20 protein-coding genes, 1 tRNA gene and 1 pseudogene are annotated in these 25880 nt (G+C 71.3%); 15 read left to right on the forward strand and 7 right to left on the reverse strand.

From position 1 onward, the window contains the following. Nucleotides 1–121: 121 nt before the first annotated feature. A complete protein-coding gene (locus CLT71_RS20730; protein WP_101368566.1) occupies nt 122–4483 on the forward strand; it encodes a HEAT repeat domain-containing protein in 4362 nt (1453 codons plus the stop codon). Nucleotides 4484–4590: 107 nt separating this feature from the next. Here CLT71_RS20730 and CLT71_RS20735 read toward each other — a convergent pair whose 3' ends face one another. From CLT71_RS20735 to CLT71_RS20750, 4 genes are all read right to left on the reverse strand, one after another. Next, nucleotides 4591–5550, reverse strand: a complete 960-nt coding sequence (locus CLT71_RS20735) for an SCO2522 family protein (protein WP_101368567.1) — start codon at nt 5548–5550, stop codon at nt 4591–4593. Continuing rightward, nucleotides 5550–6467: an SCO2523 family variant P-loop protein gene (locus CLT71_RS20740; RefSeq protein WP_101368568.1), complete on the reverse strand. Its 918-nt coding sequence runs from the start codon at nt 6465–6467 to the stop codon at nt 5550–5552. The genes CLT71_RS20735 and CLT71_RS20740 overlap by 1 nt, the downstream gene beginning before the upstream one ends. A gap of 1 nt (nt 6468) precedes the next feature. Beyond that, nucleotides 6469–8301 carry an SCO2524 family protein gene (locus CLT71_RS20745; RefSeq protein WP_101368569.1) on the reverse strand — a complete coding sequence of 611 codons (1833 nt, stop codon included), beginning with the start codon at nt 8299–8301 and terminating at the stop codon, nt 6469–6471. A 338-nt stretch (nt 8302–8639) separates the two neighbouring features. After that, nucleotides 8640–9620: an AAA family ATPase gene (locus CLT71_RS20750; RefSeq protein ID WP_101368570.1), complete on the reverse strand. Its 981-nt coding sequence runs from the start codon at nt 9618–9620 to the stop codon at nt 8640–8642. A 63-nt stretch (nt 9621–9683) separates the two neighbouring features. Between CLT71_RS20750 and CLT71_RS20755 the strand changes: the two genes are divergently transcribed. The 13 genes and pseudogenes from CLT71_RS20755 to CLT71_RS20815 all read left to right on the forward strand — a co-directional run bounded on the left by CLT71_RS20755 (nt 9684) and on the right by CLT71_RS20815 (nt 20354). Further along, nucleotides 9684–10403 carry a protein phosphatase 2C domain-containing protein gene (locus tag CLT71_RS20755; RefSeq protein ID WP_101368571.1) on the forward strand — a complete coding sequence of 240 codons (720 nt, stop codon included), beginning with the start codon at nt 9684–9686 and terminating at the stop codon, nt 10401–10403. Between the two features lie 116 nt (nt 10404–10519). Further along, nucleotides 10520–11881 carry an outer membrane protein assembly factor BamB family protein gene (locus tag CLT71_RS20760; RefSeq protein ID WP_101368572.1) on the forward strand — a complete coding sequence of 454 codons (1362 nt, stop codon included), beginning with the start codon at nt 10520–10522 and terminating at the stop codon, nt 11879–11881. Between the two features lie 65 nt (nt 11882–11946). Then, on the forward strand, nt 11947–12501 hold the full coding sequence (locus CLT71_RS20765) for a 2Fe-2S iron-sulfur cluster-binding protein (protein WP_101368573.1): 555 nt from the start codon (nt 11947–11949) through the stop codon (nt 12499–12501). After that, on the forward strand, nt 12498–13499 hold the full coding sequence (locus CLT71_RS20770) for an FAD binding domain-containing protein (RefSeq protein WP_101368574.1): 1002 nt from the start codon (nt 12498–12500) through the stop codon (nt 13497–13499). The genes CLT71_RS20765 and CLT71_RS20770 overlap by 4 nt, the downstream gene beginning before the upstream one ends. Next, nucleotides 13496–15598 (forward strand): xanthine dehydrogenase family protein molybdopterin-binding subunit, encoded by a 2103-nt coding sequence (locus tag CLT71_RS20775; protein ID WP_101368575.1) that lies wholly within the window; start codon nt 13496–13498, stop codon nt 15596–15598. Before CLT71_RS20770 ends, CLT71_RS20775 begins: the two co-directional genes overlap by 4 nt. 45 nt (nt 15599–15643) lie before the next feature. After that, on the forward strand, nt 15644–16303 hold the full coding sequence (locus CLT71_RS20780; protein ID WP_486483370.1) for a helix-turn-helix domain-containing protein: 660 nt from the start codon (nt 15644–15646) through the stop codon (nt 16301–16303). Further along, nucleotides 16291–16662 carry a hypothetical protein gene (locus tag CLT71_RS20785; protein ID WP_101368576.1) on the forward strand — a complete coding sequence of 124 codons (372 nt, stop codon included), beginning with the start codon at nt 16291–16293 and terminating at the stop codon, nt 16660–16662. Before CLT71_RS20780 ends, CLT71_RS20785 begins: the two co-directional genes overlap by 13 nt. After that, the gene (locus CLT71_RS20790) at nt 16659–17582 is read left to right on the forward strand and encodes an ATP-binding cassette domain-containing protein (protein ID WP_101368577.1); all 924 of its coding nucleotides are present in this window, start codon (nt 16659–16661) and stop codon (nt 17580–17582) included. The genes CLT71_RS20785 and CLT71_RS20790 overlap by 4 nt, the downstream gene beginning before the upstream one ends. Then, on the forward strand, nt 17579–18376 hold the full coding sequence (locus CLT71_RS20795) for an ABC transporter permease (protein WP_101368578.1): 798 nt from the start codon (nt 17579–17581) through the stop codon (nt 18374–18376). Before CLT71_RS20790 ends, CLT71_RS20795 begins: the two co-directional genes overlap by 4 nt. A gap of 252 nt (nt 18377–18628) precedes the next feature. Beyond that, a tRNA-Lys gene (locus CLT71_RS20800) sits at nt 18629–18701 on the forward strand. 77 nt (nt 18702–18778) lie between these two features. Beyond that, on the forward strand, nt 18779–19021 hold the full coding sequence (locus CLT71_RS20805) for a type II toxin-antitoxin system prevent-host-death family antitoxin (protein ID WP_199187668.1): 243 nt from the start codon (nt 18779–18781) through the stop codon (nt 19019–19021). A gap of 76 nt (nt 19022–19097) precedes the next feature. Next, nucleotides 19098–19292 (forward strand): annotated as a pseudogene (locus tag CLT71_RS20810) (type II toxin-antitoxin system YoeB family toxin); the annotation flags it as partial. 474 nt (nt 19293–19766) lie between these two features. Next, entirely contained in the window at nt 19767–20354 is a 588-nt protein-coding gene (locus CLT71_RS20815; protein ID WP_101368580.1) for a hypothetical protein, read from the forward strand. 146 nt (nt 20355–20500) lie between these two features. Here CLT71_RS20815 and CLT71_RS20820 read toward each other — a convergent pair whose 3' ends face one another. Further along, on the reverse strand, nt 20501–21310 hold the full coding sequence (locus CLT71_RS20820; RefSeq protein WP_101366880.1) for a SigB/SigF/SigG family RNA polymerase sigma factor: 810 nt from the start codon (nt 21308–21310) through the stop codon (nt 20501–20503). Nucleotides 21311–21647: 337 nt separating this feature from the next. Here CLT71_RS20820 and CLT71_RS20825 point away from each other — a divergent pair, with 337 nt between their 5' ends. Beyond that, nucleotides 21648–22817 (forward strand): low temperature requirement protein A, encoded by a 1170-nt coding sequence (locus CLT71_RS20825; protein WP_158242273.1) that lies wholly within the window; start codon nt 21648–21650, stop codon nt 22815–22817. Nucleotides 22818–22888: 71 nt separating this feature from the next. Here the strand turns inward: CLT71_RS20825 and CLT71_RS20830 are convergent, their stop codons facing one another. Next, nucleotides 22889–23284, reverse strand: coding sequence for a hypothetical protein (locus CLT71_RS20830; RefSeq protein WP_101368582.1), 396 nt, complete (start codon nt 23282–23284; stop codon nt 22889–22891). Continuing rightward, complete coding sequence (locus CLT71_RS20835) at nt 23281–25593, reverse strand: excinuclease ABC subunit UvrA (protein WP_101368583.1); 2313 nt, start codon at nt 25591–25593, stop codon at nt 23281–23283. The genes CLT71_RS20830 and CLT71_RS20835 overlap by 4 nt, the downstream gene beginning before the upstream one ends. Nucleotides 25594–25880 lie beyond the last annotated feature (287 nt).

Here is a 25880-nt window from a genome sequence, read left to right on the forward strand (position 1 = left end):
TGTCACCCGGCGCGCGTCAGGTACCCGGTGGCCACCCCCTCCCACCAGCACAGATCTGGCTGTTGCGTCCTATTGATACGGTTGCGTTACGTGCCGCTCACGCCGCCCCCTAGGAGCCGCCGTGACCAAGGTCTACGTCTCGGCCACTTTCCGGGATCTGCAGGAGTGCCGGGCCGCCGTCCAACTGGCGCTGCGCCGGCTGCGGGTCGAGGACATGGCCATGGAGTCGTACGTCGCCGAGGACCGGCGCCCCCTCGAACGCTGCCTCGCCGACGTCGCCGAGTGTGACGTCTACGTCGGCATCTTCGCCTGGCGGTACGGCTTCGTCCCGGCCGGCTACGACCGCTCGATCACCGAACTCGAATACCGGGAGGCGCTCACCGGCGGCAAGCCGTGCCTGATCTTCCTGCTGGACGAGGAGGCGCCCTGGCCGCGCAGCTTCGTCGACCGGGGACGGGACGCGGAGAAGATCGAGGCGCTCCGGACGGAGTTGGCCGACCGGCACATGTGCAGTACCTTCCGGGACCCGGCCGACCTGGCCGCGATGGTGACCGCGGCGGTGGCGAACTGTCTCACCGACTCCGGGGGCTCGATCGGCGACGGCATGCACTCGCTGAGCCGGGACACGCTCAAGCAGTACCTGATCCGGCTGCGGCAGCACTACGGGGTACTGGACCTGGACGCGCTGACCCCGGAGCAGACCGAGGACTACCTGCGGATCCAGTTGATGTCGGTCTTCGTCGAGCAGTGGGTACGCGAGGATCCGCCCCCGGCCGAGCTGCCCCGGGAGTGGCTGCGCCGGATGCAGTCCGAGGGGCGGATCGGCACCGAGGACGTACCGGAGGAGGTCGATCCCCGGGAGCTGGTGCAGTTGCACGAGTCGTACCGGGCGAAGCCGTTGCAACGGCTCTTCGACGTGCTCGGCGCGCCGGACCAGCGGGCGATCGTGCTGCTCGGCGACCCCGGCTCGGGCAAGTCGACAGCGGCCCGGTACGTCGCGCTCAGCCTCACCGGCGGTCCGGTCGACGACCGGCTGACCGCGCTCGCCGACCACCTGCCGCTGCTGATCGAGCTGCGCTCCTTCATCACCCTGGCCGCCGAGGGCAGGTGCGACAACTTCGTCGACTATCTCGACCACCGGGCCGCCACCGACGGGCTCGGCATCGAGCGGGCCGTACTGCTGCGGCACCTCGGGATCGGCGGCCGGGCGGTGATGATCCTGGACGGTCTGGACGAGGTCTTCGACCGGCACCGCCGGGAGGAGGTGGCCCGGCAGATCGCCGGTTTCGCCGCCAACCACCCGCAGGTACGCATGATCGTCACGTCCCGGATCATCGGGTACTCCCGCCGCATCCTGACCAGCGTCGGCTTCGTGCACTACACGTTGCAGGACCTGGACGAGGAGCAGACCGGCGACTTCCTCTCCAGCTGGTACCGGCTGGCGATCCGGGACCGGCCGGAGGACGCGCACGCCCAGCGGGCCCGGCTGCTGGACGCGATGCGGCACTCGCACGCGATCCGGGAACTCGCCGGCAATCCGCTGCTGCTGACCATCCTGGCGATCATCGGCAAGCACCAGCCGCTGCCCCGGGAGCGCTGGAAGCTCTACGACCACGCCGCGACCGTGCTGGTGGCGCAGTGGGACACCGACCGGCACCTGCGGGAGCAGTCCTCGGTCGCCGGCTTCCTCGACCCGGAGGACAAGAAGGAGCTGCTGCGCCGGCTGGCGTACCGGATGCAGTCGGCCGACCGTGGGCTGACGGTCAACTACATCGACCGGATGGAACTCAGCGACGTCTTCGAGCAGTATCTCGTCGAGCGCTACCGGCGGGACGCCGCCACCGCCCGGAGCATCGCGCTGGCGATGATCGACCAGTTCCGGGAGCGGAACTTCCTCCTCAGCCGGTACGGCCCGCAGGTGTACGGCTTCGTGCACCGCACCTTCCTGGAGTTCTTCTGCGCCGACGCCATCCTGGCGAAGTTCCAGCACGACCAGGTGCTCTCCTTCGAGCAGCTCAAGGACCTCTTCCGGCAGCACTGGGCGGACTTGTCCTGGCGGGAGGTGCTCCGGCTGCTCGCCGGTGCGCTGCACCAGAACCACACCGCGCAGCTCATCGCGCTGCTCACCACCGAGGTCAACCAGCCCTGGCCACCGGCCGACTTCGCCCCGCCGCCGTGGAACCTGGCGCTGGCGGTGCAGTGCCTGGCCGAGGTCCGCAACCTGCACAGCGCCGCCGCCAAGCCGGCGGAGACGCTGCTGCGGCAGCTCATCCTGCTGCTGGAGCACTGCGTCTCGATCGACGACCGGGAGACCGCCCGGCTGATCGACGAGGAGATCCTGCCGGCCGCCAAGGCGATCGGCCCGAACTGGCCGGGCCGCAAGATCTATCTCTCCTGGTACCGGCGCCGGGGTGTCCGGGTCGTCTGGAACCCGGTCTCCACCCACGCCGCCCGGCTGGCCGCGATGCTCTCCACCCCGGCCGAGCGGATCGACGACCTCTTCGACGACGTACTCGCCAGCATGGACGACAGCCCCGCCTCGTACGCCTCGGTCGCCGGCCTGGCCGAACTGGCCCAGCTCGCCACCACCGCCGTGGACAGTCCCGCCCACCAGGCCGCCGCCGCTCGGGCCCGGACCCGGCTGATCAAGCGTGCCCGGGCGGACAACCACGCCGGAGTACGGCTCGCCGCCGTACAGGCCCTCGGTGAGCGCTTCGGCACCGACCCGGAGGCACGCGACCTGCTCATCGAACGGGTCCGCGCCGACGGGTACGCCGGGGTGCGGCTCGCCGCCGTACAGGCGCTCGGTGAACGGTTCCGGGACGAGCCGAACGTCCGTGAACTGCTCCGGGAACGCGCGCACGCCGACGAGCACGCCAGCGTACGGCGCACCGCGATCCAGACCCTCGGCGACCGGTACGGCGGCGACGACGAGTTGCGGGACGTACTCGTCGAGTGCCTGCGCACCGACACCGACGCCGAGGTGACCCGGACCGCCGCGCACGTACTGGTCGAGCGGTTCGCCGCCACCCGGCACGTCCGGGATCTGCTCATCGCGCGTGCCCGGGACGACACCGACCCGGTGACCCGGCGCACCAGCGTGCGGGTTCTCGGCGAGCGGCTGGCCGGTGACACGAAGGTCCGGGCGGTGCTGGTCGAGCGGGTCCGGACCGACCGCGACCCGGGAGTGCTCCGGGTCGCCGCCCGCGCGCTGATCGACCAGCACGGCCCGAACACCGCCACCCGGGACCTGCTGGTCAGCCGGACCGGCGGGGACACCGACGAGGCGGTCCGGCTGGTCGCGCTGCGGATGCTCGTCGAGCACTTCGAGCGGGACACCGCACTTATCGACCTGCTGGTCACGACCGCCCGCCAGGACCGGGACGCCGACGTACGGCTGCTCGCCGTCCGGGCGCTGACCGACGAGATCGGCGCCGAGGCGTCGGTCGGGGCGGCCCTCGGCGAACTGGCGCTGCGGGACCGGGACGCCCGGATCCGGCTGGTCGCCGCCCGGGCCCTGATCGAGCGGGTTGGGATGGACTCGGCCGTCTCCGAGGTGCTCGCCGGGCTCGCCCGGGACGACTCCGACGCGACCGTACGGCTCGCCGCCGTCAACGCGCTCGCCGACACCGTACGCCGGAATCCGGCCACCCGGGAGGTGGTGCTCGACCGGGCCCGCACCGACTCCGACGCGGAGGTCCGGCTCGCCGCGCTCCGGGCGCTGACCCGGGAGCCGCAGCTCTCCGACCAGGTCCACCAGGTGCTCGTCGACCGGGCGCACCACGACCCGGACGCCGCCGTCTTCGCGCTCGCCGCCACCGCTGTGGTGGAGCGGGGCGGCTCCCGCGACGACGTGCACGAGCTGCTCGCCGGTCGGGTGCACGGGGACAGCAACGCCCGGGTCCGGCTGGCCGCCGTACGCCTGCTGGTGCAGCGGGTCGGCGTCGACGCCGACGTCCGGGAGGCGCTGCTGGAGCGGATCCGGCACGACCCCGACGCCGAACTCGTGCACGAGGCAGCCGTCGAACTCGCCACCCGGCTCGGCACCGACGTGGAGCAGTGCGAGGTGCTGATGGGCCGGGCCACCGGCGAGGACCCACAGATCCGCACCGTGGCGGTACGCATCCTCGGCGAGCACTTCGGCACCGACCGGGCGGTACGCGAGCTGCTGATCGACCGGGCCGGCAACGACCGGGACGTGCAGGTACGCCGGGAGGTGCTCCGGGTACTCGGTGAACGCCTCGCCGAGCATCCGGAGGTGCGTACCCTCTTCGTGGAGCGGCTGCGTGACCAGGACTGGTCGGTGCGGGCCGCCACGGTGCAGGCCCTCGGCACCCATTTCGGCAACGACCACCAGACCCGGGAACTTCTCACCGAACTCGCCCGGGACGACCCGGATCCGGGTTTCCGGCGCCGGGCCGGTCAGGTGCTCACCTGGCTACCGGATGCGGATCCCGACCACCTGCCGGACGTACGCCGGTGAGCGGCGGCGTACGGTCAGTGAACCTTTTTCAACCTGAACCGCGCGGCGCGCGCGCACCGCGTCCAACCTTGCGGTCCTCCCGACCGCAAGGGGAGGTTGAAAAAGGTTCAGTCACCGACGAAGACGTAGTCCGCGCGCTCGACGAGGTCCTTGGGCAGGTCGATGTGCTCGTTGCGGCTGCGGGTCTGGATCTGGTCGAGTACGGCCGGGCTGATCGAGACCTGGCTCAGGATCGTCCGGACGGCGTGCTCGATGGGGAGGAAGCGCGAGCCGAGCACCGAGAAGGTCCGGTACGCGCTGAACGGCGCGGCGTGCGGGTTGAGCTTCACCACCGCCGGCATCTCGTCCCAGTCGTCCGGCCAGTCGTCGAGCTGGTAGGGATTTGTCACGCCCTCGCCCTCGTGCCGGAGCAGGCCCAGCCGCATGAGCTGCCAGACCGCCGCCAGGAAGGGGCAGGACCAGCGCCGGCGGCCGTCGTCCTCGTAGTCCCAGAGCTCGACGTCCATGAAGATGGAGTGCCGGTTCGCCGCGTTCTGCACCGGCGGCTGCCAAACCCGGCCGGCGCTCATCGCCTGCCCCGGTCCGGAGACCGGCGACCGCCTGCCGTTGCAGAGCCAGCCGGTCTCCGAGGTCGGCGGACGATCCCCGGTGGTCTCCGGGACCGGATCGGAGACGAGCTGGGTGAGCACCAGCTCGGCAAGCGGGATGTCGTCGGCCTGGGCGCAGCCGGCCTCCCGGGCGAAGTAGTCGATCACCAGCCCGGTGTCCTGCGCGGCCTCGCGGACCTGCTCCATCACCACCCGGGGCGTGCTGAACCGGGTGAAGTAGTCGTCGATCAGGAAGCAGGTGCTGATCCGGGGCCGACCACCCGGCAACCGCTCGGCGCAGGCCTGCCGGGCCGCCGCCGCCCAGGGCGCGACCCGGGCGAAGTGCCGGCGGAGCTGGTCGATGCCGCCGGCGAACTCCTCGATGTAGAGGTGCCCCAGCTCGACGGAGAGATGCGAGAGCGGTACGGACTCGACACTGCGTCTGGCCGCCGTCTCCTCGAAGGTCACATCCGGTCTCATCACAGCATCTCCCAGGCCGCGTCGTCCACGATGAGCTTTGCCAGTGCCGAGAAGGCCTCCACGGTCTCCAGGTTTGCGATCTTGCGCGCGTACACGTCGTTGTCGGAGATGAGCTGCTCACGCCATTGCAGCACCGGGTCGAGCGGTACGGAGCCGATCAGCATCGTCCGGCCCACCCGGTTGTTGCTGGCCAACTCCAGCAGGTCCTGGTTGCACTCGCGCAGCCAGGCGACCTGCGCCGGTCGCAGCCCCTCCAACTCCGGCGAGTCCGGGTCGACCACGGCGGTACGCACGAACCGGAGCCGATTGACCAGCTCCTCGTAGTTGTGCCCGGCCCTGGTGCCGGCGTCCAGGATGCCCCGGGTGCCGTAGACCAGGCCCGAGGCGGCGAGGACGTGCTGCCGGGTCCAACGGTGGAAGATCAGCCAACGCGACCGTACCGACTTCAACTCCGGCATGGCGGTGGCCGCCAGCACCATCTGGGTGGCGTACGACCGACCGGCGCTGAGGTCGACGAGGCTGAGGTCGAACTCCTCCTCCAGCCGCAGGAAAAGCCGGGCGCAGCGTTCGATCCGCTCCCGGGTGGCCGGGAACTCCCCGCCGCCGCTGTCACCGGGAAGCAGCACCAGCCGGCCGGCGCCGGGCGGCCGGTTGCGCAGGCTGGGCCGGTCGGACTCGGTCCACACCTCGATCCGCTGCGGCTCGGCGAGTGCGCCGTCGAGGTAGTCGTGCAGACCGCCCCTGGTGGTGCCGTGCACGGCGGAGTCGATATTGAAGATCGCGCCGGCCGTCGGCGACCCGAAGTCGAAGTCGAGATAGCAGACGTCGCTGCCCTGCAACGCGCTCCGGTACAGCATGTTGCTGCTGGTGACCGAGCGCCCGGTGCCGCCCTTGTCGGAGGCCGCGAAGATCAGCATCTCAGCCCGCCTCCGCGACGTCGCGGCGGGCCGCGTTCAACTCGTCCAGGCTGCGCAGCACCGAACTGGTCAGCGCCGCAGCGGTGCCGGGGCGCTCGTGCACGATCTCCCTGGCCCGCCGCAGGTTCACCCGGACGACCTGGAGGGTCTGCTGCATCTTCGGACCCGCCTCAGCCGCACCGGCCAGCAGCTCCATGTCGTAGAGGTGCTCGGCCTCGTTGAGCAGGTCCAGCGCGTGCGAGGTGAGCCGCTCACTGCGCAGCGGCGGCCGACGCAGGACCCGAACGGTGGTGACCAGCCCCTGCACCACCCGCTCGGTGTAGTACCACGACGGGGAATCGTGGTATTCGTCGAACTGCCGGAACACCCGGGCCGGCTGGTCCCACAGGCTGCGGCCGCTGCCGCGTTCGAGCCGGCGGAGCACCAGATGGTCCCAGATCAGGTCAGCCAGATCCAGCATCCGGGCCCGCTGGTCGGCGTCGCTGAGCAGACCGGCGATGTAGACGGTGCGCTGCAACAGCAGTGCGGAGAACTCGGTCACCGCCCAGCGCAGCGTCGGGCCGCCCAGCTTCTCGCTGTTCACCAACGTCATCTGTACGCCCGGCGAGTGCAGCGAGAGCGCCGCGTCCTGGTCGAAGGGCCGGCGGGTGATCCGCGCCCGGTTGGCCAGCTCCTCCAGCACCGCCCCGACCCGGCCCAGCTCGGCGTCGGCGCCGCGCTCGACCACCAGACCCTTGACCGCCAGAGAGGTCACCAGCAGCGTGTAGTAGTCGGTCGCGTCCCGGTCGGTGGTCCGCCAGGGAATGTCCTCCAGCGGCCAGCGGTGACCGTCGCCGAAGGTGGCGACGGTGGCCCAGTAGCCCCGGGTCAGGTCCCAGCGCAGTTGCAGCGCCCGGGAGAGCCGCTGCTGCTCCTCGTTGAGCAGACCGAGGATCCGGGTCCGCTCGGTGAAGAGCTCCTCGATCGCGTCGATCGCGATGACAGTGAAGTAGAGGTAGGGCTCCTCGGGCGCCACGCCCGAGCGCTGCTGGCCGACCGGTTCGGTCGTCTCGACCTCGGGCGCGTCCCGGACGATGCCCCACGACCAGCCGCACTCGAAGAGCCGGTTCGGACTGTCCAGGTCGGCCACCTGGCCGGAACCGATCATGACCTCGCGGAAGCTCGCGATGGTCTGCCGGAGCCGGCGACGCAGTTGCGCGACGATCTGCCGCTGCGGCAGGTTGCTCTGGTTGAGGGTACGGACCAGTGCCTGGCCCTCCTCGGAGTCGACGTCGAAGACGTTCACCGCGAAACTGCGCAGCAGGCCCACCATGGCGGCGGTCAGCCGTGCGCTCGCCATGCCCTCCAGCTCGTCGATCTCGCGGAGAATTTCCTCGCGGCGTACCGCCGTACGGAAGACCCGGGCGAAACCGATTGCGGCCAGGGAGAGTGTGATCGACATGGCGAACGAGTCGACGATGTCGAGATCGAGTTGCTGTTCGGACGGCTCGCCACCGTCGGTCTGGAAATAGGTGCGGCCGGAGAAGACCGGTGTCCCGGATTTGTCGGTGTAACGCTGGTAATAATCGGTGAGCACCTGGATCAGGATCCGGGGAATCTGGGTGGCGGTGCCGAGTGGGCGCAGCGCCCTGAGCATTTCATCGGCGGTCTCGTCCGGACGGTCCAGTCCGAAGTCCGCCTGGGTGGCCGGCAGCAGGATGCAGAGCAACTGCTCGGCGTCACTGATCGAATTGGGCCCGTCCCGCCCGCCCCACTGCCACTTTCCGTCCTGCCAGCTGGTCCGGACGGTGGCCGCCCAGATCTCCAGGAGCTCCTGACGGGGCTGGATCCTCATCTATCGTGCACCACCATCCGCGAAAAACACCGGCTAGGTCGAGCGGCACTCATGTTGTGCGTCGGGAAGTCCCGGGCGGCTCCCGTACGCGCCTCGATGATAGAGACGTGACCGACCGGCCGCGGCAGCCCCGGCTCCACGACCGGGGAAGATCAAAGGAAGATGCTGGTCAACGCCGGATTGCTCGGCCTTTCCACAGTGGTGCCACGTTTCATCGCGGCCACCCCCTTCGCATCTTGGGCCTATCCATCAATGATGGCGTACGCGTCAAGGCTGGCGGAACACCTCGCCGAGCCGCTCACCAGCGCCGTCGTACCGGAGGGGAAATCCGGGGCGGTTCAGTGCCGGGCCGGATCGGTGAGCTGCTGGCGTACCGCCCAGAGCGCCGCCTCGGTACGCGACGCCGAGCCGGTCTTGCGGAGCAGATTGGAGACGTGCACGGTGACCGTCCGTACCGATATGCCGAGCGACCGGGCCACCTGCTTGTTGGACATTCCGGCGGCCAGACAGGAGAGCACCTCGATCTCCCGGCTGGTCAGCTCGGCGGTGGGTGCCGGGGCGACCAGTTCCTCGGGCCGACTGCCGCGCTCCGCGACGAGCAGCTCCACCAGCCGGTAGGGGTTGCCGCCGGTGCGCCGCCAGACCGCGTCGACCACCGTCGCCGGTACCGGCGGTCCGGGATAGACCTGACCGAGCACTGCCGCCACGTCCGGCCTGCCCAGCGGGCCGAGATGCTGCCGGATCGCGCCCGGCGCGCCGGAGAGCCGGGCCAGGGTGGCCGCGACCAGCCGGGGCGACACCGCCTCCTCCGCCGGCCGGCTGCCGACCAGCAGCAGGGCCGGCAGGTCCGGCGCGGTGGCCAGTTCGCCGACCAGGTTGAGGCTGGCCGGGTCGAGCGCGTGCAGGTCCTCCACCACCAGTACCGCCGGACCGGCACCGACCAGGGCCCGGACGGTACGTACCGCGAGGCGCAGCAGCGCGTCCGGGGCGTACCGCTCGCGGGGCGCGTTCGGTTGCTGGGCCAGCCAGGCCAGCGCGTCGGGCGGCAACGGCAGGTCAGCGGTGTCCCGGCCGCTGAGTACGGCGGCGAGCCAGTCGTACGGGGCCGGGCTGTGCACCCGGGCGGTACCGGTGAGGATGGTCGCCGGTCGGGGCGAGAGGCCGTCGAGAGCGGCACTGATCAGCAGGCTCTTGCCCACCCCGGCGGCACCGGTGACCACCACGGCACCGGTCCGGGGGCGCCCACCGGTGACCGTGGCCCAGGCGGCGGCGAACTCGGTCAGCTCGCCGGCACGACCGACCATGGAGACCGGCATCATGAGTCAACCCTACGCAGTACTGCGTAGTGACTTTGCCGTGGATCTCGGGGCAAGCTGCACGGTATGACCTTTGTGCTGCGCAGCCTGGCCGTCAGCGACCCGGGGCTGATCCGGCCGAACAACGAGGACGTGGCGTTCGCCGGCAGCCACCTGGTCGCCGTCGCCGACGGGATGGGTGGCGCACCGGCCGGTGAGGTGGCCAGCGAGATCGTGGTCAGCACGCTCGCCCCGGTGGAGCGGTCCACGCCCGACGGGGACCCCGTGACCGCCCTGGTGGAGGCGATCGGTGCGGCCAACGGCCGGATCCGGGAGGTGACCGAGGCCGACCAGACCACCGAGGGGATGGGTACCACTGTCACCGCGATGCTGCTCGCCGGCCGCCGGCTCGGGGTGGCGCACGTCGGCGACTCCCGGGGCTATCTGCTGCGCGGCGGCAGGCTCGCGCGGCTCACCAGGGACGACACCTTCGTGCAGGCGCTGGTCGACCAGGGTGGGCTGACGCCGGAGGAGGCCCGGCGGCATCCGCAGCGCTCCCTGGTCACCCGGGTGGTGCAGGGCGGCCCGCTGGAGCCGGCCACGATCGCGCTGATCGCCCAGCCCGGCGACCGGCTGCTGCTGTGCAGCGACGGCCTCTCCGACGTGGTCGACGACGATGTCATCGCGGCGACGCTGACGAGTTTCACCGACCGGGAGGAGTGCGCGAGCCAGTTGGTGAAGCTCGCCCACCAGGCGGGCGCCCCCGACAACGTGACGCTGGTGGTCGCCGACGTCACCGCCGAATAGCCCCCGCCGGTCGCGTCGGCGGCCGGCCGCCGACCCGGACCCGGTCCGGCCGCGTGGCGGCGCGGTCGGATAATTGCCCCGGTACCCGACCGGCCCCGGCGGCGAAGGGTGAGGCCGTGGCGTTGATCGAACTCGGCGAGGAGCGCTACGCCCCGCCGCCCGACCCTGCCCCGTCCCGGCGGTCGCGCCGACGCCGGCTCCGAACGGCCGCGCTGGTGCTGGTCGGGGCGCTGGTGGCCGCTACCGGCGGGGCGGCGCCACCGGCCGTACCGCAGATCGTCGAGGCGTACCGGGTGGACGACTCCGGGTACTTCGTGCTGGCCGGTGACCGGCTCTTCGTCGCCGAGCCGTTGCGGGGCGGGCACCGGGTCAGCGCGCACGAGGTGGGGCTGCGGCGGCAGCTCTGGAGCACGACGTACCCGACCGAGCACCAGCAGGCGGCGCTGATCGGCGAGGACGGCCTGCTGCTGCTGGTGGAGGGGGGTGCGCAGAACGGTCCGTCTCGCAGCACGGCGCTGGATCCCGGCACCGGCCGGACCCGCTGGTCGACGTCGAGCCAGTTCGCGACGCTGCACAGGGCGGGGGTCGGGCTGGTCGTCGAGGAGGTGTTCCCACCGGAATCGCGGATCGATCCCGACGACCCGCCGCCGGTCGGCACTCCGATCCACCACCCGCAGTCGGGTTCCGGGATGTACACGGCCGCGCCGATCGGGCAGACCGTCCGGGTGCTCGACCTCGACACCGGCCGGGAGCTCTGGACCTCTCCGCTGCTCGCCGGCATCGCCACCGTGCCGGCCGCCGACGGGCGGCCCACCGCGCTGCTGACCGCGCACCCGGACGGCCGACTCGAACTGCGTGACCCCCGGACCGGGGCGGTCCGGCAGCCGCTCGAACCGATGGGCGGTCCGCCGCTCTACGCGGAGCCGGCCGGGGATTCGGTGCTGGTGCGGTCGGACTCGCACCTCGCCGTCTACTCGGCGGACCGCTGGCAGCGCCGGTGGGTCCGGGCACTGTCGACGGACCAGGGGCACGTCGGGGCCTGCGGGTCGATGATCTGCCTGGAGGGGCGGACCGGCATCGAGGTACTCGACCCGGTCACCGGCGACACGGCGTGGCGCAGCACCGAACGGATGTCGCTGCGGGGGCACGGCGCGCAGCTGGTGGAGTTCGGCGAGAACGGCGCCGTCCGCCGGACGGTGGACCCGCGCTCCGGGCGTACCGTGGTGGACCTCGCCGGCTGGACCAGGGTCCCGACCCTGACCGAGTCCGGGCCCATGCTGCTGCTCCGGCACGGGAGCGCCGGGGGCCGGACCTGGGTGGGTCTGCTGGATCCGGGGGGTACGGCGGTCCGCCAGCTCGGTCCGCTGGAGTACGCCCTCTCCTTCTGCCGGGCCACCCCCGCGCTGCTCGCCTGCCGGACCGGGGACGGCGTCATCCGGGTCTGGCGGTACGCGCCGGGGTCGACCCTGCCGGGGTGAGCGGCGGGTATCGGAAGGCCCGGATTGGTCCCGCAGTGGCGGCTGCACTCGGTAATCTTCGACATATGGTGCAAACCACTCCGGGTGTTGACCTGCCACACCGGTCGCCGGTACGGCTCACCGTCAACGGCAGACCGTACGATCTCGACCTCGACAACCGGACCAGCCTGCTCGACACGCTCCGCGAGCACCTGGGACTGACCGGGGCGAAGAAGGGCTGCGACCACGGTCAGTGCGGCTCCTGCACCGTGCTGCTCGACGGCCGGCGGGTGAAGAGCTGCCTGGTCCTCGCCGTCGCGGCCGACGGTGCCGACCTGCTCAGCGTCGAGGGGCTGGCCCGGGACGGGCGACTGCACCCGTTGCAGAGCTGCTTCGTCGCGCACGACGCCTTCCAGTGCGGGTACTGCACCTCCGGTCAGCTCTGCTCCGCCCTCGGCATGCTCGACGAGATACGCCGGGGCTGGCCGAGCGAGGTCACCGAAGACCTGACCGCCGGCCCGGCCGGGCTCACCGAGCCGGAGATCCGGGAACGGATGAGCGGCAACATCTGCCGCTGCGCCGCGTACCCGCACATCGTCTCGGCGATCCGCGAGGCCGCGGCGGCCGAGGAGGTCCGATGAGGAGCTTCCGGTACGAGCGGAGCACCGACCCCGGCCGGGCGATGGCGCTGGTGGCCGGCGAGCCCGACGCGGCGTACCTCGGTGGCGGCACCAACCTGGTCGACCTGATGAAGCTCGGGGTGACCCGGCCCGGACTGCTCGTCGACGTCACCCGGCTGCCGCTGGACTCGGTCGAGTCGCTTCCCGACGGTGGGCTCCGGATCGGCGCCACCGTGCGCAACAGCGACCTGGCCGCGCACCCGACCGTCCGGCGGGACTTCCCGGTGCTGGCCCGGGCGCTGCTGGCCGGGGCGAGCGGGCAACTGCGCAACATGGCGACAGTCGGCGGCAACCTGCTGCAACGTACCCGCTGCTTCTACTTCCAGGACGTCAGCCGGCCGTGCAACAAGCGCGAGCCCGGCGCCGGCTGCTCGGCGCTGGAGGGCCAGAACCGGGAACTCGCCATCCTCGGCTGGTCACCGCAGTGCGTCGCCACCCACCCCTCGGACATGGCTGTCGCGCTGGTCGCCCTCGACGCCGTGGTGGAGGTGCTGGAGCCGGCCGGCGCCCGGGACATCCCGCTGGCCGAGTTCCACCGGCTGCCCGGCGAGCGGCCCGACCAGGAGACCACGATGGCCCCGGGCGGGCTGGTCACCGCGGTACGGATCCCCGGGCTGCCGTTCGCGCGCCGCTCGGCGTACCGGAAGGCGCGGGACCGGGCCTCGTTCGCCTTCGCCGCCGGCTCGGTGGCGGCGGCGATCGACGTCGACGACGGGCTGGTCCGGGACGTCCGGCTGGGCTGGGGCGCGGTGGCGCACCGGCCCTGGCGGCCCCGGCTGGCCGAGGCGGCGCTGCGCGGGCAGCCGGCGACCGAGGAGACCTTCCGGCTCGCCGCCGAGGAGGAACTCGCCGCCGCCCGGCCGCTGGCGCACAACGCCTTCAAGATCCCGCTGATCCGCAACCTGACCGTGCGGATCCTGGTGGAACTGGTCGCCCAGCAGGAAGGCGGGCCCCGGTGAGCGCGCCGGCCGCTGCCATCGGCCGGGCACATCCCCGGCTGGAGGGCCGGGACAAGGTCACCGGCACCGCCCGGTACGCGGTGGAGCACCCGGCCGACGGCCTGGCGTACGGCTGGGCGGTGCAGGCCACCGTGGCGAAGGGACGGATCATCCGGGTCGACGGTACGGCGGCGATGCGCGAGCCCGGGGTGCTGGCGGTGCTCAGTTACGAGACGGCCCCCCGGCTGGACCCGACGCAGAGCCCGGAACTGCTGCTGCTCCAGCAGCCCCGGGTGCGCTACCGGGGCGAGATCGTGGCGCTTGTGGTGGCCGAGTCGCTGGAGGCGGCCCGGGAGGGTGCCGGACTGGTCCGGATCGACTACGACACCGAGCCGCACAGCAGCGTGCTGACCGAGCGGCACCCGAGCCTCTACAAGCCGGACCGGGTCAACCCGGGCTACCCCACCGACACCTGCGTCGGCGACTTCGACAGCGGCTACCAGGCGGCGGAGGTACGGCTCGACCAGACGTACCGGACCCCGGCGTACCACAACAACCCGATGGAGCCGCACGCCGCGACGGCGTACTGGAGCGACGGCCGGCTGCTGGTGCACGACTCCAGCCAGGGCAGTACCGACGTGCAGACAGCTCTCGGCCGCCTCTTCGAGCTGCCCGCCGAGACCATCCGGGTCACCGCCGAGCACGTCGGTGGCGGCTTCGGCAGCAAGGGGACGCCCCGGTGCACCCCCGTGCTGGCCGCGATGGCCGCCCGGCAGGTCGGCCGGCCGGTACGGCTCGCGCTGACCCGCCAGCAGATCTTCGGCCCGGTCGGGTACCGCACTCCGGTGATCCAGCGGGTCCGGCTCGGTGCCGACGCCGACGGGCGGCTGGCGGCGATCTGCCACGACGCGATCAGCCAGACCTCGACCAGCATCGAGTTCGCCGAGCAGACCGCCGTGCTCACCCGGGCGCTCTACGCGGCACCGCACCGCCGGACGACACACCGGCTGGCCCGGCTCGACGTGCCGACGCCGTCCTGGATGCGCGCCCCCGGGGAATGCCCCGGATCCTTCGCGCTGGAGTGCGCGATGGACGAGTTGGCGGTCGCCTGCGGGGTCGACCCGGTCGAGCTGCGGCTGCGCAACGACACCGAGATCGATCCCGAGGAGGGCGTCCCGTTCAGCAGCCGCAACCTGGCGGCCTGCCTGCGGGACGGTGCCCGGCGGTTCGGCTGGGCGGACCGCGACCCCGCCTCCGGGGTACGCCGGCAGGGCCGGTGGCTGGTCGGCACGGGCATGGCCAGCGCGATCTACCCGGCCCGGACCCCGGGCGCCTCCGCCGAGGCGGCGGCCGGGCCGGACGGGACGTACCGGGTGCGGATCAACGCCACCGACATCGGTACCGGCGCCCGGACCGCGCTGTGGCAGATTGCCGTGGACGCCCTCGGGGTACCCGGCGAGCGGGTCACGATCAGCATCGGCGACAGCGACCTTCCCCCGGCGTACGTCGCCGGCGGCTCGACGGGTACCGCCGGTTGGGGCCTGTCGGTGGACCGGGCCTGCCGGGAACTGCGTCGACAGCTCGACGAGCGGTACGCCGGCAGCGTCCCGCCGGACGGCCTCTCGGTACGGGTCGACACCTCGCAGGAGGCCAAAGCACTCCCCTCGGCCCCCCGGTACGCCTTCGGCGCGCACTTCGTCGAGGCCCGGGTGAACGTCGACTCCGGTGAGATCCGGGTCCCCCGGATGCTCGGGGTCTTCGCCGTCGGCCGGGTGGTGAACCCGACCACCGCCCGGTCCCAGTTGATCGGCGGGATGACCATGGGGCTCTCGATGGCGCTGCACGAGGAGGGGATCCTCGACCAGCGGTTCGGCGACTGGGTGAACCGGGACCTCGCCGGCTATCACGTGACCGCCTGCGCGGACGTGGCGCGGATCGAGGCGTACTGGGTGCCGGACGAGGATCACGGGAACCCGCTTGGCATCAAGGGGCTGGGCGAGATCGGCATCGTCGGCTCGGCGGCGGCGGTCGCCAACGCGGTGTACCACGCGACCGGGCTGCGGCTGCGTGACCTGCCGATCCAGCTCGACAAGCTGGTGGACCGGCTACCGACCGGTTAGCGACGCCGCTTTGTTCTCATTATCGATAGTGATACCGTTGTCGCCATGGAGATGGCCTCGGAGCGCTGGGCCGAGCTGGCGCTGCACCCGGTGCGGATCCGGATACTGCGGGCGGTCGCGGGATCCCGGCTGACTACGCACGACCTGATCGAGCTGCTGCCCGACGTCCCGCAGGCCACCCTCTACCGACACCTGGCGACGCTGGTCAAGGCAGGGCTGCTCGACGTGGTCGAGCAGCGCAGGGTACGCGGCGCCGTCGAACGGGTGTACGCGCTGCCCGCGCATGGCGCGACGCTGGACGCCGCCGCCCTGGCAACGGCCGCCCCGTCCGACCACGCGCGCTACTTCACGGCGTTCGTGTCGAGTCTGCTGTCGGAGTTCTCCCGCTATCTCGCCCGGGGCCGGGCCGACTTCGCCGCCGACGGTGCCGGATACCAGCAGATCGTGCTGCACCTGACCGACGCCGAGCTGGCCGAGTTCGCCGCCGGCTTCAACGCGCTGGTCAGCCCGTTGCTGGGCAACGAGCCCGGCGACGGAAGGAAACCTCGACTCTTCGCGACAGTCCTGCTGCCAGCCGACCAGCCGGCCACCACTGCCACCGCCACCGCCACCGCCACCGACGAGCAGGAACCGGGGCTGGTGGACGACTCCGACCCGACAGCAGGATCCGACCCGACAGAGGGAGCTGACCGATGGCATCGATAACGGTCACCGGCCATGTGATCGACATCCGGTTCACCACCTGGGAGCGGATCTGGACCGGGCGGGAGCGGTTCGCACCACCTCTCACCTCGGTGCGGCACGCCGCCCGGGTGGACAACCCGCTCCGGCTGGCCCGTGGCGCCCGACGGGGGTACGCCGTCTCCGGCTTCGCCAAGGTCGGCGTCTGGGGGCTGTTCGGCGGCCCCCGGCAGCTCGTGGCGGCCCGCCGGGGCGAGTCGGGACTGCACCTGGTGCTGGATCGGGCGGCCGCCGGCGGCGAGTTCGACGAGGTGCTGCTCTCCACGTCCGCCGCGTCGGACCTGGCGGCGGCGATCCGGCGTGCGACGGCGGCCGGCGCATGACCGGCGACCGCCTGACCGTCGAGGTGTCCGGCCTGACGAAGTGCTACGGCGACGTCACCGCCGTACGCGAGCTGAGCTTCACCGTGGAACCCGGTGCGGTCACCGGCTTTCTCGGCCCGAACGGCGCCGGCAAGACCACCACGATGCGGATGATGACCGGGCTGGTGTCACCCACCAGTGGCACCGCCACCATCGGCGGGCTGCCGTACGCCCGGCTGGCCCGACCGTCGCGCACCGTCGGCGCGGTCTTCGACGCCAACGCGTTCCACCCCGGTCACACCGCCCGCGACCACCTGCGCATCTACGCCGCGATGGGCGGCCATCCGGACCGCCGGGTGCCGGAACTGCTGGACCTGCTCGGCCTCACCGACGCTGCCGACCGCCGCACCCACGGGTTCTCCACCGGAATGCGGCAACGGCTGAACCTCGCCACGGCGCTGCTCGGTGACCCCCGCGTCCTGCTGCTCGACGAGCCCGGCAACGGACTCGACCCGGAAGGTGTGTCGTGGCTGCGCGGGTTGCTCCGCCGACTCGCCGACCAGGGCCGTACCGTCCTGATCTCCAGTCACGTGCTCAGCGAGGTCCAGCAGCTCGTGGACGACGTGGTGGTGATCCGGCGCGGAGAACTCGTCGCCGCCGGGCCGTTGTCGCAGCTCACCGGCCCGCCTGCGGTGCTGGTCAGCTCACCCGACGCCGACGCGCTTGCCGCCGCCCTGATGGCCGGCCCCGCCGACGACGGCACCGGGCCACGCGTCGAACCTGTTGGCCCCGACCGGCTGCGGGTAGCCGGGATGGACGCACCGGGCATCGCCGACCTCGCGGCCACCCACCGGCTCCGGGTCTACGAGTTGACCACCGAGAACACCAGCCTCGAACAGCTCTTCCTCAACCTGACCACAGCCGAGAGGGCCGCCCGATGACGTTCCTGATCAGAGCGGAGTTCCGCAGGCTGCTGGCCACCCGGATGTGGGGCGGGCTGCTGCTCGCCGCCGTCGTGCTGGGCGGCGGCATGATCGGCGCCATGGCGCTGGTGGGGCCGGAGAACTTCGATCCACCGATGCCCGGCCTGGAGACCGAGGCCGGGCTCCGGTCGATTCTCGGCATCCTCGGCTACACCGCGTTCGTGCCGGCCGCCGCCGGCACCCTCGCGGTCACGTCCGAGTACCGGCACCGCACCGCCGCCGTCACCTTCATGTTCGCGCCGCGCCGCGGGCAGGTGCTCGCCGCCAAACTCGCCACCTTCGCGGTCGTCGGCCTCGGCTACGGGATCCTCCTCGCCGGCACCGCCGCCGTGGCGCTCTTCGCCGTCGCCGCCGCTCGCGGTATCCCGCTCGGGCTGCCGACCGCGACCGTGCTGGCGCTGCTCGCCCGCATCGGCGTCGCGATGGTGGTGTACCTGTTGATAGGCGTCGGCATGGGAGCCCTGATCCGCAACCAGGTTGCCGCCCTGTGCGTGGTGATCGGCTACCTGTACCTGGCCGAGCCGGTGCTGATGATGATTCCCGGCGTCAACACGCTCTATCCGGTCCTGCCCGGCGGGGCCACCGCCGCGCTCACCGACTTCACCTACCTCGCCGACGCGATGTCCGAGCAGCTCGGCACCGCCGCCGTCCAACTCCTCTCCCCGGCGGCCGGTGCTCTGCTGCTCACCGCGTACGCGCTGACCGCCTCGGCGATCGCCGTGGTCGTCCCCATGCGCCGCGACGTCACCTGACCGGACGACGCCTCCTGCCGCTCGCGCGGCTGAACAGCGCGCCGATCGAGGTCGACCTGTTCTCCCGTTAGCCAGAGGGGCGGGCCTGGCATCCCAACGCCCAGGAGGATGCGGAACCACCCATGGATTTCCTGACACCCAGGCGCCGGCCATCGGCACGGCCGGAGCCGTACCGGTGGCCGCAACCAGGCCGCCGCCGCGACAGATACCCCCGGCACGTACGGTGAGCGATCCGGTAGCCTTGCCGGACACGGGTCGCTAGCTCAATTGGCAGAGCTGAGGACTTTTAATCCTTAGGTTCGGGGTTCGAGTCCCCGGCGGCCCACTTGTTGATCTTTCGTGCGAACCTGCCCGGACGACCCAGGTGAGGTGCAGTTTTCTGTCCTTGCCTTGGATGTGGTCATGCGTACCGTGAGCTTCACCCAGCTACGGCAGAACCTGGCTGCCGAACTCGACAGCGTGATCAACGACGCGGAGGAAGTGGTGGTGACCCGGTCAGGCCACGATCCCGTGGTGATCGTGCCACTCGCGGAGTACGAGTCGATGAAGGAAACCGAGTACCTTCTGCGCACTCCGAGCAACACCGCGGCCCTGCGCCGATCGATGGAGGAGCTTGAGAACGGCGAGCGGCCGAGAGGGATCTGATCGCCCCCGCCACCGTGCAAGACGTCGCATGAGGCTGGTCTCCACCGCGACGGCGTGAAGCCAGCACCTCAGCCATACCGACCGCAAGTTGGTCAAGCGCATCAACGACCTCATCGCGGACGTGATGCGCAACGGATACGAGGGCATCGGTAAGCCGGAGACCGGTAGCGGACTGGACTGGAACCAGGAACGTCGCGTCCAGGTCAGCGGCCTTTCGCGGGCCGCTGTTGCCGTGGCCGTGAGCCGGGCCGATGATTCGTTACACTGCTGATGACCTACCTGGCGCTCAGGGGAGTCCCTGGGGAGTCACCATGTCGTTCACGCCGGGTCCGGTCATCGCCGAGCCGATCTGGGACATGCTCGGTTCCCGGATGCCGCGAGGCGTCCTCGGGTTGAGCGATCCGGACGTGTGGCTGATCGATGGCCGCTGGGTGATGTTCATCGGCGGGTTCTCAACCAGTTTCCGCAACCGCCCTGTACCAGGCGCGCCTGCCCGCCGGGGCGGAACCGGGGCAGGCTGGGTGGGTACTCGACCGGCAGCCGATCGTCGCCGACCCGCCCAAGGGCTCGTGGGACTCGGGCGGCATGCACACCCCGTAGCTACGTCCCACCCCACGCCGGTCACGCGGCCCGGATCTACTACGCGGGCCGCGCGGGCGCACGGCATTACGGCCCCGGCAGCGCGTACGCGATCGGTGTCCTCACCCTTGATGCCCGGGGTACGTGGCTACGGCACGAGGCGCCGGTGCTGCGCGGCTGGCCGGGGCGGGTGAGTGTGCTCGAACCACTGGTGATCGCCGTCGAGGGCGGCTACCGGATGTGGTTCCTCGCCACTCCCCACGAGGTCGGCCCCAGTGAACAGCCCGACTTCGAGCTGCATGTCACCGACAGCACCGACGGGATCGAGTGGCAGCCCGCCCGCCGCTTCGCCACGACCGAGGAGGGGTTCTTCGACAACGCGGTCTACCCGACGCCGCGAGGATGGGAGATGCTGCTGGCCCGAGGCACCAACCTGCACGGCACCACCCCCTACCCGGGTCAGGGTCTCTGGGTCATGCGCGCCGCGACGCCGTCGCAGGAGCGGGCCGACTGGTCACCGCCCGAGCGGGTGCTCGACACCGATGCACCGGGTATCCCATCGTGGATGGGACACGGCGTCTGCGGCCCATCCGTCGTGCCACTCCCCGAAGGTCGGCGGGTCGTGTTCCTCACCGGTACCCACGAAGCCAGCTCGTGGTGGCAGGCCGCGCGCTTCCGGCTGGCGCACGCGCGGCGCCTACCGGTCCCGTCGCCATATTTCCTCGCCACCGGCACCGTCGACATCTCGACATGACCGCTCCCCGGCACCGCTGGAGCGCCACGCGGCGACGGGCGGCTGACCGGTCCTGCCGGCTCTGTCGCCTGAGGAGGCGGGAGAACGTGACCGGCACCCGAACGCCGGTGTCGACCGCCGAGCACGTGCCCCAGACTCTGCGCCGGTCAGTACGTGTCGGCGAGTTGGCCGCGGAGTTTGGTGAGGGCGCGGGTGAGGAGGCGGCTGATGTGCATCTGGGAGACGCCGATTTGTTCGGCGATCTGGGATTGGGTGAGGTTGCCGTAGAAGCGGAGGGTGAGGATTTTCTGTTCGCGTTCGTCGAGGGTGGCCAGGGCGGGGCCGAGGGCGACGCGGAGTTCGGCGAGTTCGTATTCGTTGTCTTCGCTGCCGAGGAGGTCGCCGAGTTCGGTGGTGCGGTCGCCGTCGCCGGTGGGGGTGGACAGGGAGACGGCGTTGTAGGCGCGGGCGCCTTCGAGTCCTTCGAGGACTTCTTCTTCGGTGAGGTTGAGGTGGGTGGCGATGTCGGTGATGGTGGGGGAGCGGCCGAGGGTTTGCAGGAGGTTGCTGTTGGCTTCGCTGATGGCGAGGCGGAGTTCCTGGAGGCGGCGGGGGACGCGGATGTCCCAGGTGCGGTCGCGGAAGTGTCGTTTGAGTTCGCCGATGATGGTGGGGATGGCGTAGCCGGCGAAGTCGACGCCGCGGGTGGGGTCCCATTTGTCGATGGCTTTGATGAGGCCGACGGCGGCGGTCTGGATGAGGTCGTCGGTGGGTTCGCCGCGTCCGCTGTAGCGGTGGGCGAGGTGGTTGGCCAGGGGGAGCCAGGCTTCGATGGCTTTGTCGCGTAGGGCGGGTCGGGAGGGGTGGTTGGCGGGTAGCGCGGTCATGGCGTGCAGGAGTTCGGTGGCGGTGTCGTTCGGGGTGGGGGTGCTGACCGGCGCGGTGGTGGTGGTCGGCGCGGTGGTGGTGGTCGTCATGGTGGTCCTCCCTGCTGGTGGGCGGGGGCGAGTTGTGCGGTGGTGGAGGTTGGTTATGTGGTGTTCAGGTGGTGGAGTGTTGTGTGGCTGTTAAGCCAACACCTTAGCCCGTTGGTATCGGCAAACGCTAGCCGAACGGCTGATGTATAAAAGGTGTGTGTCGAGCGTAAACCGACCATATCCACCAGCTGATCGTTAATTTTGCCGACGATCCGTCGGCAAGACGGGAATCGACGATCCCGCACAGCCGCCCCGACTCCTCGGGATGATTACCGGCTGTGAGCTTGAGGTTGCGTCTCGTTTCGAGCCGGGGCGGCTGGGCCGGCGGAAGCCCGGCATGATCCGGCCGCGTCGGATCATCGAGCGCTGGGGGCTGGATCCGGAGTCCCTGCCCGGCGAGGAGGAGGCCCGACACGCCTCCTGGCTCGAACTCTTCTTCGACCTTGTCTTCGTACTCGCGCTCGCCGCCGTGCAGAACCGGCTCACCGACGCGGTACCCGACCTCGGCGAGATCCTCCGTACCGCCGGCCTCTTCGTGATCGTCTGGTGGGCCTGGGTCGGGCAGGCGTTCTACGACACCCGGTTCGATCCCGACGACCTCCGCCACCGGTTGGCCGTACTCGTCGGCATGATCGGTGCCGGCATCATGGCGGTCGGTGCCAGGGACGCACCGGACACCCTGCTACTGCCGATCGGCTACCTCGTGGTCCGGGGCACCCTGTTGGCGCTCTACCTGCGGGTACGCGGCACCGGTGCCACCGCGCGCCAACTGACCACCGTCTACCTGAGCGGGTTCGGCGCGGGTCTGGCGTTCTGGGTCGCCTCCCTCGCCGTACCGGCGGAGAACCGTGCCCTGCTCTGGCTGATCGGGTTGACCGTCGAACTGCTGACCCCGTGGCTCGGCCGACGCTGGCTGATCAGGCATCCCGTCCACCCGGCACACCTGCCGGAGCGGATCGGGCAGTTCACCATCATCCTGCTCGGGGTCAGCCTGACCGACCTGATCGGCGCGGTCCCGCCCCGGCCGTCGCTGGCAGTGACCGTGGTGGCGATCACCGGGTTTCTGATCCCGGCGTCGGTGTGGTGGGTCTACACCACCTTCGTGACGATGGGGCTGACCACGTCGCGGCTGAGCGCCGGCCTCGGCTACGCGACCGTGCACGGTGCGATCGGCTCCACGCTGCTGCTGCTCGGCTGGTGCCTCGGACAGGCGGTCCGCGAGATCAGCGCCGGCCAGGACGACCTGCCGGAGATGCTGCGCCTGCTGATGGCCGTCTCGCTGGCCGGTTGGATGGTCGGCGGACTGGCCCTGCAACGGATCGCGCTGGGCACCGTACCGCCGCTGCGGATCGGGATCGCGGCGGTCGCCGTCGGGCTGCTCGGCGCCGTCTCCCTGGTGCCGCCGCCGCTGGTGCTGATGCCGCTGCTCGCCCTGCTGATGATCGGCTACGCCGGGGTGGTCAGCCGGCTCATCGTCCGGTTCGGCCGGGACCGGATCGAGACGTAGCCGCACCCGGCCGGCTTGCCGCCATCCGGTCACCCTCCCGGGCAGTCGGGCGGCGGCAGGCCGGCCGGGAGTCAGCTCGCCAGGCGGCGAGCCCGGTCGCGCAACCGGCGGGCGGCGACGTGTGCGGCGGCGAAGCTCCGGCCGGCGGTGATCCGCATCGTCTCGGGGATGTCCTCCAGCCCGCGGTACTGCACCCGCAGCAGTTGCAGCCAGCTCATCAGGCCGGCGAGTTCCCCGCCCAGCGGGTCGGGGCGACCCGCCGGATCCACGGCCAGCGGCCCGGCGTACCCGTCGACGGCCGCCTGAAGAGTGTGTAGCCGCGCGGTCAACGGCGGCAGCAGCTCGGCGACCGGGAACGGCGCCCCGGGCCGGATCTGGTGCGCGCCGAGCAGCTCCACCACCTCCCCGGCGGCCTCGGCGACGGCGGCGGCGAACCGGCGACGCTCCTCGTCGACCACCCGGCTCATGCCGTCACCTCCGCCAGCCCCAGGGCCCGGCGCAGGTGTACGCCGGTGGGCGAGCCGGCCAGCTCGACCAGGCCACGCGGCTCGCCCTGGTAGAGCAGCCGACCACCTCGACTGCCGCCCTCCGGCCCCAGCTCCAGCACCCAGTCGGCGTGCGCGATGACGTCCAGGTTGTGCTCGATCACGAGTACCGTCGCCGCGTACTCGTCGACCAGCCGGTCCAGTACGCCGAGCAGCCGGCCCACGTCCGCCATGTGCAGCCCGGTGGTCGGCTCGTCGAGCACGTACGCCGGGGCGCCGCCGTGCAGTCCGGTGGCGAGTTTGATCCGTTGACACTCCCCGCCGGAGAGGCTTGTCAACGGCTGGCCCAGCCGCAGGTAGTCCAGCCCGACGTCGGCGGTCGCGGCGAGCACCGGTGCGACGCGGCGGTTGCCGGCGAAGAACTCCCGCCCCTGCGCGACTGTCATCTCCAGTACGTCGCTGATGGTCCGCCCGCGCAGCCGGTATTCCAGCACCTCGTCGGAGAAGCGGCGCCCGTCGCAGGTCTGGCAGACCAGCGAGACGCCCTCCAGCGCGCCGAAGTCGACCTGCACCACGCCCAGCCCGGCACAGGTGGCGCAGGCACCGGAGGAGTTGGCGCTGAACAGGGCCGGACTGACCCGGTTGGCCCGGGCGTACTCGGCCCGGATCTGGTCGGCGACCCCGGTGTAGGTGACGACCGTGGAGCGGCGGTTGGCGTGCGGCATCGACTGGTCGATGATCACCGCCTCCGGGTGCTGGGCCCGGAACGCGCCCCCGACCAGGCTCGACTTGCCGGCGCCGGCCACCCCGGCGATCACGGTGAGCACACCCGCCGGGATGTCGACGCTGAGGTCGCGCAGGTTGTGGGTGCGGGCGCCGACGATCGGGAGTACGCCGGTCGGGGTGCGTACCGTCTCCTTCAACCGGGTGCTCCGGGTCATCGCCCGGCCCGTCGGGGTGTCGGCGTCGGCGAGCGCCTCGACACCACCGGCGTAGACCACCCTTCCGCCGGCGGTACCGGCACCGGGGCCGAGGTCGAGGACGTGGTCGGCCGCCGCGATCACGTCCCGGTCGTGTTCGACCACGAGTACGGTGTTGCCCTTGTCCCGCAGCGCCCGGAGCAGGTCGGTGAGCCGGTGCACGTCCCGGGGGTGCAGCCCGACGCTCGGCTCGTCGAAGACGTAGAGCAGGTCGTTGAGGCTGCTGGAGAGGTGGCGGACGATCTTGACCCGCTGCGACTCGCCCCCGGAGAGGGTGCCGGTACGCCGGTCGAGGCTCAGGTAGCCAAGCCCGATCTGCACGAGGTGCCCGACCTGGGCGACCAGGGCGTCCAGTACCGGTTTGGCGGCCGGCACCTCCAGCCCGGCCAGTACGCCGTGGAGTTCCTCCACCTCCATCGCGCAGAGTTCGGCGATGTTGTGCCCGCCGACCCGGCTGGAGAGCGCCAGCTGCGACAGCCGGCTGCCGCCGCAGGCCCGGCACGGGACCGTCGTGGTGTACTCCGCCACCATCCGCCGGGTCCGCTCCGCCGGGTCCGCCGGCTGGTCGAGGTAGCGGCGGCGGAACTTCACCACCGCGCCCTCGTAACTCAGGTTGAGCGTCGACCCGGCCACCTCAAGCGGCACCGTGCCCTCGGTGGAGTGGAGCAGGTCGTCAAGCTCCCGCTCCGAGTACGCCGACACCGGTTTGTCCGGATCGAGCCGGCCCGACGCGGCGAGCAGGTGCCAGTCCCGGCTGCCCACCTTGAAGGTCGGGGCGAGCAGCGCCCCCTGGTTGAGCGACCGGGTGGGGTCGAGGAAGGCGGCCAGGTCGACGTCGGTGATCTCGCCGAGCCCCTCGCACTCCGGGCACATCCCGGCGGCCATGTTGAACGAGAAGGCGTCGGGGTAGCCGACGAACGGCTCGCCGACCCGGGCGAAGAGCAGCCGCAGCAACGGGGCGATGTCGGTGATGGTGCCGACGGTGGACCGGGGTCCGCCGGTCAGCGGTCGCTGGTCGATCGCGACCGTCGCCGGCAGGTGCTCGATCAGGTCGACGGCCGGGCGGGCGGAACTCGGCATGAAGGTACGGACGAACATCGGCAGCATCTCGGTCATCTGCCGCTGGCCCTCGACGGCGATCGTCTCGAAGACCAGCGACGACTTCCCCGACCCGGAGACTCCGGTGACAACGGTCAGGCGGCGCTTGGGGATCTCGACGTCGACGGCCGCGAGGTTGTGTTCGCGGGCTCCGGTGACCCGGATCCACTCGGTGACCGGCGCACCTTGACCAGGAGATTCAAGGACACTCATTCCCTCAACCTTATCGTTGAATCACCCATTTGAAGGTTGACAAGGACGGCTAGTGCCAGCGGGCCGAAAAGCCTCAACTCGTCGTTGACCGGCGTCGGGTAGCGCCGGACCTCGTGAACTCCCCACGCCTTCCGGCTGCGCCGCAGCTGGTCGGTGTGCCTGACAGGCTCGGCGCGGGCTTCCAGCTTTTTCCCAGCTCAGGCCGATAATCTCGCCGGGTTATGGACGACATTCCTTCTCATAGTCCCTGGCCCTTCTCCGCCCCGGCCGCCCGAGTGCCGGCCGTC

The sequence above is a fragment of the Plantactinospora sp. CNZ320 genome (assembly GCF_002846275.1).